6 protein-coding genes are annotated in these 7,306 nt (G+C 46.4%); 4 read left to right on the top strand and 2 right to left on the bottom strand.

Annotated elements, in window-relative coordinates:
* The first annotated feature begins 141 nt into the window (after positions 1-141).
* Entirely contained in the window at positions 142-1,119 is a 978-nt protein-coding gene (locus tag ACFSR0_RS05950) for a glycoside hydrolase family 3 N-terminal domain-containing protein (RefSeq protein ID WP_379981047.1), read from the top strand.
* Between the two features lie 103 nt (positions 1,120-1,222).
* Here ACFSR0_RS05950 and ACFSR0_RS05945 read toward each other — a convergent pair whose 3' ends face one another.
* Both ACFSR0_RS05945 and ACFSR0_RS05940 read right to left on the bottom strand, forming a co-directional pair.
* Positions 1,223-2,974, bottom strand: a complete 1,752-nt coding sequence (locus tag ACFSR0_RS05945) for an ABC transporter ATP-binding protein (protein ID WP_379980855.1) — start codon at positions 2,972-2,974, stop codon at positions 1,223-1,225.
* The gene (locus ACFSR0_RS05940) at positions 2,974-4,686 is read right to left on the bottom strand and encodes an ABC transporter ATP-binding protein (protein WP_379980853.1); all 1,713 of its coding nucleotides are present in this window, start codon (positions 4,684-4,686) and stop codon (positions 2,974-2,976) included. Before ACFSR0_RS05940 ends, ACFSR0_RS05945 begins: the two co-directional genes overlap by 1 nt.
* Before the next feature lie 192 nt (positions 4,687-4,878).
* Here ACFSR0_RS05940 and ACFSR0_RS05935 point away from each other — a divergent pair, with 192 nt between their 5' ends.
* From ACFSR0_RS05935 to pcp, 3 genes are read left to right on the top strand one after another with little or no spacing between them, the layout of a single operon-like run.
* A complete protein-coding gene (locus tag ACFSR0_RS05935; RefSeq protein WP_251852231.1) occupies positions 4,879-5,562 on the top strand; it encodes a DUF969 domain-containing protein in 684 nt (227 codons plus the stop codon).
* 3 nt (positions 5,563-5,565) lie between these two features.
* Entirely contained in the window at positions 5,566-6,495 is a 930-nt protein-coding gene (locus ACFSR0_RS05930; protein WP_379980851.1) for a DUF979 domain-containing protein, read from the top strand.
* A 24-nt stretch (positions 6,496-6,519) separates the two neighbouring features.
* Positions 6,520-7,167 carry a pyroglutamyl-peptidase I gene (gene pcp, locus ACFSR0_RS05925; RefSeq protein ID WP_379980849.1) on the top strand — a complete coding sequence of 216 codons (648 nt, stop codon included), beginning with the start codon at positions 6,520-6,522 and terminating at the stop codon, positions 7,165-7,167.
* Positions 7,168-7,306 lie beyond the last annotated feature (139 nt).

Below are 7,306 nucleotides of genomic sequence, written 5' to 3'. Positions count from 1 at the left end.
GTAGCGAGCAAGTGGCAAAATCGGACACGTAGAAACAGGAAATAAACATAAATCTGACAACTTTTATAGTTGGTTAGGAATATTTATAGATTTTTGGCAACGGATGTGTCAAAACAAACCGTGGACGAATTACTCAGTCAGATGAGTTTGGCAGAGAAAGTCGGGCAACTCTTTTTTGTCCGCGTCCCAGAAACGAATCAAATCGCAGACATTCAGGAGTACCACTTAGGAGGATATGTGTTGTTTGGTCGGGATGTGGACAAGGAATCGATTGAGGGGTTAAAAGGCAAAATTCGATCTTATCAAGCGGCCAGTAGCATTCCACTACTAATTGGTTCAGATGAAGAAGGGGGGACGGTGACGCGCATTAGTCGCAATACCAATTTAGTGAAAACCCCCTTTGAATCACCGCAGACCATTTACCAAGAAAGTGGCTTAGCAGGCATTGTTGCTGATACTCAGCGCAAAAGTGAAATTTTAAAAGCCTTTGGAATTCAGACGGGGCTGTTTCCGGTGGCGGATGTGGCGACTGATCCGCAAGCCTTCATCTATGACCGGACATTGGGAATGGATGCACAGACGACCAGTGAATATGTGAAAACCGTGGTGCAGACGTTAAAAGAAGAACACGTTGGCTCGACGTTAAAACATTTTCCAGGCTATGGGAACAACCGGGATTCACATGTGGAGATTGTGACTGATACTCGCTCACTGGAAGAGTTACGTCAGTCGGATTTTTTGCCCTTTAAAGCAGGGATTGAAGCTGGGGCTGACAGTGTCTTGGTGAATCACAACATTGTCACCAGTATCGATGCCACGCAACCGGCCTCGATTTCGCCCGCGGTTCACCGGTTGTTGCGGCAAGAGTTGGTCTTTCAAGGCGTGATTATGACGGATGATATGGATATGGCAGGGTTAGCGGACTTCATTAGTCAAGAAGAAGCGGGTTTAAAGGCCTTGCAAGCGGGCAATGATTTGGTCATGTCTTCAAGTTATGCCACACAAATTCCGTACGTCATTCAAGCCGTGAAAGCAGGACAATATAGCGAAAGTGAGTTAAATCAAGCAGTCAAACGGGTATTAACATGGAAACAAGCTTTGGGTCTTTTCGCACAGTAACAAAAACTGTCGCAGAAGCGCCATTCATGAGAGTAATTTAAAAAAGGCCTGTCAACAGAGAGTGTTCTGTTGGCAGGCTTTTTTTGTATCAAGTAAAAAGCGATTAGTCTTCAAATTGGGCATGGTACAACTCATAGTACCATCCTTTGGCTTGGAGCAAGCTTTCATGGGTGCCTTGTTCGACAATTTGGCCTTGATCCATCACCAATATTTTATCCGCGTTGCGAATGGTGGAGAGGCGATGGGCAATCACGAAGCTCGTGTGGCCTTTCATCATTTCCAGAAAAGCGGCTTGGATTTTGCCTTCAGTTAGCGTATCAACTGAGCTAGTTGCTTCATCTAAAATCAACAAATCGGGTTGACTAACCATGGTACGAGCGATGGTCAGGAGTTGCCGCTGCCCATCTGAAATTTTGAGGCGCTGACTCCCCAAATGGGTGCCCAGTTTTTCAGGCAAGCGTTGCACAAAATCGTACATGTACGTTTTTTTCAAGGCCTGATAGAGTTCTTCGTCACTTGCCTCAGGGCGCCCATATGCCAAGTTTTCGCGAATGGTTCCATCAAAGAGCCATGTTTCTTGGAGAACCATGCCAAATTTCCGCCGCAATTGATCACGGTTGACGGTCGCAATGGGTTGCCCATCGAGGGTGATTTGTCCACTGGTCACTTCATAAAAACGCATGAGCAAATTCACCAAGGTTGATTTCCCCGCCCCAGTTTTCCCGACAATCGCGACGGTTTCGCCAGGATAGGCCGTAAAATCAAAGTCGCGAATCAAGGGCTGATCAGGTGAATACGAGAAGGCCACTTGATGAAAGGCAATTTCGCCTTGGACGGTAGCCAGAGCTGGACACAAAGGCTGATCCTCTTCCACTGGTTGCCCCATCAAATCAAAGGTGCGCCTTAAGCCAGCGAGGGCCGTTTGGATTGGGGTAATCATCCCCGAAATTTCAATAAACGGTTTGGTAAATTGACTTTCATAAATCGTAAAGCTGGAGATGATACCAATCGTTACAGCCGTTTCTCCTTTAAGCATTAACCAGCCACCCGCAAAGCCGACAGCGACATAGGCTAAGTGGTCCACAAAACGTGAGAGCGGATTGGTCAGCGAAGAGGAGAATTGGGCTTTTTGGCCAACTTGATTGAGCTCTTCGTTAATTTCTTCAAAAATCAGTTGGTTACGTGCTTCTCGGTGAAAGGCTTTGACAATTTTTTGGTTGCCGACCATTTCACTAATAAAACTAGAGATGGCCCCGACGCTTTTTTGTTGCGCGGCAAAGTTGGCTTGCGAAGCACGGGCCACACTCCAATTGACGAAAAAGATAATGGGCGTCGACAGCAACACGACCCAAGTTAAGGTCAGGCTCATCTGTAACATCAAGACCAAAGCGAGACAGACCACCGCTACTCCAGAAAAGAGTTGGTTGAAGACACTGGAGACGGCTAAGGAAATGGCGTCGATGTCATTGGTAAAGCGGCTAACGATGCTGCCATGTGCTTCTTGGTCATAATAGCGCAAAGGCAAGCGATTCAGATGATCAAAGGCTTCCTTTCGTAATTGCGTAGCCGCCCCATAGGCGACGCGATTGCCTAGTCGTTGAATCAACCACTGGCTGACAACATTGACCAAAATACAGCCAGCAAACAGGAGCAATTCACGGGTCAAACCACCAAAATCGACACGTCCTTTGCCGAGCATTTTGTCAATGGCCCGACCAATTTCCAAGCTCATCAATACCGCGCTTAGGCCATTAATAATGCCCAGCACAATTGCCAGAATATTTTCTTTTCGATACTTGAGTAAATAAGGAAGAAACGGGCGAAACGCAGAAAAATCTGTTTTTCTTGGTTGCATTAGTCGGTCACCTCCGCTTGTGATTGGACGATTTCTCGGTATTCTGAAGAAGCATCAAGGAGTTCCTCATGGGTACCTTGAGCCAATAAGCGGCCGTTATCCATCACCAAAATTTGGTCGGCTTCTTGAATGGAGCGCACTCGTTGTGAAATAATCAGGACGGTACCTGGTTGGGTTTGCAAAGCACGCCGCAACGCTAAATCCGTCTTGTAGTCCAATGCGCTGAGGGAGTCGTCAAGAATCAAGATGGCGGGTTTGGCAATGACCGCTCGCGCGATGGTTAACCGTTGGCGTTGCCCACCAGAAAAGTTTTTGCCCCCTTCTTGAATAAGGGTATCCAGCTGCTTCGGCAAGGACTGGACAAAATCGGTTGCTTGAGCAATCGCTAAGGCTTGCCAACAGTCATCATCGGAAGCAGTGGCTTTGCCCCACTGGAGATTTTCGCGAATCGTGCCATGAAAGAGGACGGCCGTTTGAGGGACCATCGCAATTTGTGTGCGCAAGGTGGTCAACGAAAAATCTGCGACAGGTCGCTGATCCAGTAAGACCCGACCAGCTGATGCTTCGTAAAACCGGGGAATCAATTGCGTTAAAGTAGACTTACCGCTACCTGTTGGGCCAATCAGTCCAATGGTTTGGTTCGGTTTTACCGTAAAGGAAATATCGGACAAAGCCAAACCATAGCTGGGGCCATAGCGAAACGAAACTTTCTCAAAAGCCAGTCCGCCTTTTAGTGTTTCAGTCGGAGCAGCACCACGATCGACAATGGCTGGCTGAACGGCTAGCACCTCATTGATTCGTTCCGCGGAAGCCGCAGCCCGCGTGAAGATTACCACCAGATTGGAAACAACTATCAGCGCTAGCAACATTTGATTCATGTAATTCACGAGCGCGAGTAATTGCCCTTGTTGCAGGTGTCCCGCATTGACTTTCCACCCACCTAGATAAAAAAGCCCAATAATTCCAACGTTCATCAATAACGTCGTCGCAGGCGTCAGTAACGCTTGCAAGTTGCCCACGCGAACATACGTATCATTCAATGCATCGGTGGCTTCGTGAAAGGTTTGTTTTTGTTGATCGGTTCGGGCAAACGCGCGGATCACCCGCACCCCACTTAAATTTTGGGACACCAACTCATTCAGCGCATCCAAGCGTTGTTGGACTTTTTTATACATTGGCACGGAGCGGGTAATCATCCAATAGAGAACCAAGCAAAAGAGAGGCAACACGAGCAAGAACAATAACCCAGCTTGCCAATCAATGACAAACGCCATCAAAATCGCTCCGACACTCAAAAAAGGCGCTCGGACGACCAGACGAATCAACATCGCCAAAGCCAGCTGCAATTGATTCACATCATTGGTCATGCGCGTAATCAGCGTATCCGTCCCAAATTGATTCAATTCTTCATGGGAAAGCTGATTGATTTTTCGTAACAACTGATTCCGTAACTCAGTCCCAAATCCTTGAGAAGCAAAGGATGCGAAATACTGACAAATCAACGCACAGGCCAAACCAATCACAGACATCGCCACCATCCAGACGGTCATTTGCACCACCCGGGGCCAATCATTTTGTTTGATGCCCTCGTCAATTAAACGAGCCATCTGAAACGGCAGAATCAATTCAAAGACCGCTTCTAAAAATTTAAAGACCGGACCCAAGATTAATTGCTTCCGGTACTCTTTTGCATACTTCAAGAGAGAAAACATGTAACAAACCTCCTACATACCGCTTTGTCTCTTTAGTGTACTATAAGATACGAAAAGAGGGTATGTTTGAAAAGAAAAAAAGAAAGACATTCAGAAAAACAACTAAAACATTGCTTTCGTTATTGAAAGTTCACAAATTTTGTCCTAAGATGAAACCAACGAATGGCAGACATTCGTAAGGAGGGATCAAATATGGAGTGGATAAAATTAATCGGGATTGTGATTATTGTTGTCGGGTTTGTATTGAAACTAGACACCATTGCAGTCGTTATTATTGCCGGTTTTGCAACAGCACTTGTTTCTGGGATTACCCCAGTCGAATTTTTACAACATTTGGGTCAAGCCTTTGTTGATCAACGGTTGGTCACCATTTTCTTTATTACCCTACCATTGATTGGCTTATCAGAACGCCACGGCTTAAAAGAACAAGCCGTCATGCTAATCAAAAAGATCAAAGGCTTAACCACGGGGACATTTTTGACCATCTACTTAATTATTCGTGAAGTAGCAGGCCTGTTTTCGATTCGTTTAGGCGGACATCCCCAATTTGTCCGTCCGTTGGTACAACCAATGGCTGAAGCAGCTGCTGAAGCGAAGTATGGGGAAATCACGGAAGAGGAAAAAGAAACCATCAAAGCCAAATCCGCAGCGATGGAAAATTACGGGAACTTCTATGGACAAAATACGTTCTTGGCTTCTTCAGGCGTCTTATTGATTGCCAGCACGCTTGATTCACTGGGCTACAAGATTTCTGGTTGGGACATCGCCCAAGCATCTATTCCCGTTGCGGTCATCATGATTGTTTTCGGGGCATTGAACAATGTCTATTACGATCGTCAACTAAAGAAAAAATATGCACAGAAAGGGGACAAATAAGCGATGACTACACCAACGTTTTGGGACAATGTCTTAGAATTTTTCTACGTTTTAATTGGCCTCCAACTGGGTTACACTTCCTACAAAGCCTTCACAGACCAAACCAATCAAAAGCGGATAGGTACGGGCCTTTTCTGGTTAGACTTGGGGCTTTTATTTGCTCTTGGCAAGGTATTACCGACCGTTGTTTCGGGAGTACTGGTTGTCTTTTTAGGAATTGTGACCATCATCAATCAGTTTGAAGTCGGCAAATTTGCGAATTTTTCGATGGATGCACTCGTAGCCAATGCCAAACGCTACCGCAACTGGGTCTTTTTCCCTGTATTGTGCTTGGCAATTGTTTCGATGCTCTTAGCAAAATTTATTCCCGATTCCAGCAAAGTGGCCATTGGGTTCGCTGCGGTGATCGGAACGGTCTTTGCATGGCTTATTTTTCGCGGATCATTCAAAGCAACGATGGCTGAAAGTGATCGAATGATCCAATCCATGGGGACTTCTGGGGTCCTACCTCAACTTTTAGCGGCATTAGGCGTGATTTTTTCAATCTCTGGCGTAGGGACAGTCATTGCGGATGCAATCGGCGGGGTCGTACCAGAGGGGAGTCGCTTCTTTGGCGTCGTAGCTTATGTCTTAGGCATGGTCTTGTTTACCGCGATTATGGGCAACGCCTTTGCGGCTTTTACGGTCATTACTGCCGGTATCGGTATTCCATTTGTCATTGCGCAAGGTGCTAACCCAGCCATCGCTGGAGCGCTTGCGATGACCGCTGGCTATTGTGGAACCTTATTGACCCCGATGGCTGCGAACTTCAATGCATTGCCTGCTTCTTTAATGGAAATGAAGAACCCTTATGGCGTCATCAAAGAGCAAGCACCCATGGCGACACTGATGATTTTGGTTCATATTGTCTTAATGTATTTCTGGGCTTTTTAGTAAAAAGAAAGGAAGAACACAACGATGAATATTTTAGTAACGGGCTTTGATCCTTTTGGTGAAGACCAAACCAATCCAGCAATTGAGGCTGTCAAACGCCTACCAGATACCATTGCAGGAGCAGCAATCACCAAATTAGAAATTCCGACTGTTTTTCACAAAAGTGCAGCGGTCGTCAAAGAAGAACTGCAAAAAAAAGACTACGACTATGTCTTAGCAGTCGGTCAAGCAGGGGGACGCTTCGACTTAACCTTTGAACGCGTGGCCATCAATGTCGATGATGCCCGCATTGCCGATAACGAAGGCCAACAACCCATTGATGTTCCCATTCAAGCAGAGGGGGCCAATGCGTATTTTACACAACACCCAGTCAAAGCCATGGTAACGGCCGTGAAAGAAGCCGGCATTCCCGCTTCGGTCTCCAATTCAGCAGGAACCTTTGTCTGCAACCACATCATGTACCAATGCTTGTATTTGACTCACACGGACTTTCCTAAGGTTAAAGCAGGCTTTATGCACGTGCCTTTTTTACCGGAACAAGTCCTAACTCGTCCGAATACCCCATCCATGAGTTTGGAAAACATTGTTGCCGGCTTAACGGCCGCTATCGCTCAAATGGTGGCCTTTGATGGCAAAGAAGATTTGAAAATCATTGGCGGAACGACACACTAAGCCAGGTCGTTCGGACTAGTGACAACCAGATTCCATCTGGATACATGCAACGGAACACAGCTCTTGTCCACACCTCGTTTCTGTGTGGGGAGGGGCTGTGTTTGCTTTCTGACGTGCTTGCCAAAACCAATTCTTTTAC

Origin of the sequence: Enterococcus camelliae (assembly GCF_042685105.1) — a bacterium.
GTDB lineage: Bacteria > Bacillota > Bacilli > Lactobacillales > Enterococcaceae > Enterococcus_G > Enterococcus_G camelliae.
This window is presented reverse-complemented; position numbering and strand designations above follow the sequence as displayed.

What these genes read in the sequence shown, in the direction of transcription:
- ACFSR0_RS05930 (WP_379980851.1), top strand. Translation starts at nt 5,566, where the DNA reads ATGACTACACCAACGTTTTGGGACAATGTCTTAGAATTTTTCTACGTT.
- ACFSR0_RS05945 (WP_379980855.1), bottom strand. Translation starts at nt 2,974, where the DNA reads ATGCAACCAAGAAAAACAGATTTTTCTGCGTTTCGCCCGTTTCTTCCT.
- ACFSR0_RS05935 (WP_251852231.1), top strand. Translation starts at nt 4,879, where the DNA reads ATGGAGTGGATAAAATTAATCGGGATTGTGATTATTGTTGTCGGGTTT.
- ACFSR0_RS05940 (WP_379980853.1), bottom strand. Translation starts at nt 4,686, where the DNA reads ATGTTTTCTCTCTTGAAGTATGCAAAAGAGTACCGGAAGCAATTAATC.
- ACFSR0_RS05950 (WP_379981047.1), top strand. Translation starts at nt 142, where the DNA reads ATGAGTTTGGCAGAGAAAGTCGGGCAACTCTTTTTTGTCCGCGTCCCA.
- pcp (WP_379980849.1), top strand. Translation starts at nt 6,520, where the DNA reads ATGAATATTTTAGTAACGGGCTTTGATCCTTTTGGTGAAGACCAAACC.